The following is a 2,204-nucleotide window of genomic DNA, read 5'->3' as shown; positions in this document are numbered from 1 at the left end:
GCCCGCGACGAGACGCGTCGCCGAGCCGTCGCCGGGCGCGGACGCGAGAGCCGCGCGCTGCAGCGTGGTGAGCTGCGCGCCGCCGGCGACCGCGAGGTCGAGCAGCGCGTCGAGCTCGCGCCGGTCGAACGGGGCGTGCTCAGCGGTGCCCTGCACCTCGACGAACGCACCCGAGCCGGTGACGACGACGTTCATGTCGGTCTCGGCGCGGACGTCCTCGACGTACGGCAGGTCGAGCACCGGGACGCCGTCGACGATGCCGACGGACACCGCGGCGACCGAGTCGCGCAGCACCGTGCGGCCGGGCTTGACGATGCGCTGCTGCGTCGCCCACGCGACCGCGTCGGCCAGCGCGACGTAGGCGCCCGTGATGGCCGCGGTGCGCGTCCCGCCGTCGGCCTGCAGCACGTCGCAGTCGAGGACGATCGTGTTCTCGCCGAGCGCGGACACGTCGACGACGGCGCGCAGCGAGCGGCCGATGAGGCGCGAGATCTCCTGCGTGCGGCCCCCGACGCGCCCCTTGACCGACTCGCGGTCCGACCGAGTCGTGGTGGCGCGCGGCAGCATCGCGTACTCGGCGGTGACCCAGCCCTCGCCCGAGCCCTTGCGCCAGCGCGGCACACCCTCCGTGAACGACGCCACGCACAGCACCTTGGTCCCGCCGAACTCGACGAGGACGCTGCCCTCCCCCGCGTCGAGGAAGCGGCGGGTGAGCGTGACGGGGCGCAGCTCGTCGGGGCGGCGGCCGTCGGCGCGGAGCGCGGGAGTGGTGGCGGTCATGACGACGATCGCGGGCGAGCTCAAGGCCGCGGGCGTGCCGCTGTTCGCCTGGACCCTCGTGACGGACGCGGGGGCGGCCGGCTCGTTCGACTCGGAGATCTGGAAGGTCAAGATCAACACCGCGAGCTTCACCGCCGGCGACACACCCCCGCGCGTGCTCGGCGACCTGGACCCGCAGGAGGTCACGGAGGTCGTCGGCACGCTCTACCACGAGTCGCGGCACGCCGACCAGGACGTCGTCGTCCTCCGCTCGCTGCTCGCCCAGAAGCAGACCCCGGCCCAGATCCACGCGACGACGAAGATCCCGGTGGCGGTCGTCGAGGCGGTCCGGGCCACGACCTACGCGAAGCCCCTGGACGCCGACCAGGTGGCGCACGCCGAGCGCATGTTCGACGTCATGTACGGCAAGCACAAGGAGCTGCTCACCCTGCTCATGCAGCGCTCCGACGCGTTCACCGGCCTCGACGCGCTCGCCCAGCCCAGTTCCGTGCTCGCCGACGGCGCCCCGCACGTCGCCGTCTTCACCACGTGGCAGACCGACGTGCTCCGGCCGAAGCTCACGGCGATGGCGGCCGCAAAGCGCCCGACGACCACCGAGAAGACGCTGCGCGAGCGGCTGCAGGCGATCGACACCGCGATCGCCCGGCTGTCCGCGGCCTGGACGAAGGTCACCCGGGCGAGACGGCCTGTGGCGTCGGACACGTCCGCCGTCCGGACGCAGGCCGGCAAGCTCCGCGACGCGGTCCTCGCCGCGTACCAGGGCCTCGAGGGCGAGGCCGACGCGTTCCGGGTCGAGGCGCAGGTCAAGGCGGCGTTCGGCAAGAAGCTGGCGAAGCGGTAGCCGCCACCCTCCCCCGCACAGGACGCTCGCCGCCCCGACGACGCGCCCCTGCGGGACCCGCACGACGCCGGCATCCGCCATCCGACCATCCTTGACAGCATGCGGACGGCGTTCTCACACTCGAACCATGTCCGTCGTCCGGCCCCTGTCCGAGAACCCGCGTGCCGCGGGCGCCTCCGACGTGCTGCCGACGATCCGGTGTCTGTGTCGAATGTGCCGCTGACGACCTCGTAGTCAGCCGGTCCGCGACGTCCCCGCAGGTGCCCTGCCTGGTCCGAGGGTGCGGACCCACGCGTCGACCGCACGCATCGCCGCTCCCCCGCCCGGGCCGCACGCCCGTGAGCGCGGAGCGGCACCCGACACCGCCCCACCGGACACCCCGGAGCCTCCCGTGCCTCAGCCCACCACCCGCGTCGACGTCCTGCCCATCCAGGAGGTCGTCGCCGCCGCCTCCCCGACCGCCTGGCGCGACGGCCTCGTCGTCGTGCAGGGCGACGCGCTCGTGACGGTCGCCCTGCTCGACGGCGGCACGCGCACCCTGACGACGCGCGCGACGCCGGAGCCCGGCGAGCCCGTCGCCCTG

The 2,204-nt window shown here is 74.2% G+C and carries 2 protein-coding genes and 1 pseudogene; 2 read left to right on the top strand and 1 reads right to left on the bottom strand.

Features of this window, described 5'->3' with window-relative positions; translation table 11 throughout:
* The coding region (rph, locus tag HGA02_RS17125) for a ribonuclease PH (protein ID WP_168680388.1) at positions 1-780 on the bottom strand (780 nt) is incomplete at its 3' end.
* On the opposite strand from rph, the gene HGA02_RS17120 reads away from it, so the two are divergent.
* Both HGA02_RS17120 and HGA02_RS17115 read left to right on the top strand, forming a co-directional pair.
* On the top strand, positions 779-1,621 hold the full coding sequence (locus HGA02_RS17120; protein ID WP_168680386.1) for a hypothetical protein: 843 nt from the start codon (positions 779-781) through the stop codon (positions 1,619-1,621). The two genes, rph and HGA02_RS17120, sit on opposite strands and share 2 nt — an antisense overlap.
* A 391-nt stretch (positions 1,622-2,012) precedes the next feature.
* Positions 2,013-2,204, top strand: a pseudogene (locus tag HGA02_RS17115) (hypothetical protein); the annotation flags it as partial.

Origin of the sequence: Cellulomonas septica, assembly GCF_012396155.1 — a bacterium.
Taxonomy (GTDB): domain Bacteria; phylum Actinomycetota; class Actinomycetes; order Actinomycetales; family Cellulomonadaceae; genus Cellulomonas; species Cellulomonas septica.
Note: the sequence above shows the minus strand (reverse complement) of the source record. Positions and strands in the feature narration are given on the sequence as shown.

What these genes read in the sequence shown, in the direction of transcription:
- HGA02_RS17120 (WP_168680386.1), top strand. Translation starts at nt 779, where the DNA reads ATGACGACGATCGCGGGCGAGCTCAAGGCCGCGGGCGTGCCGCTGTTC.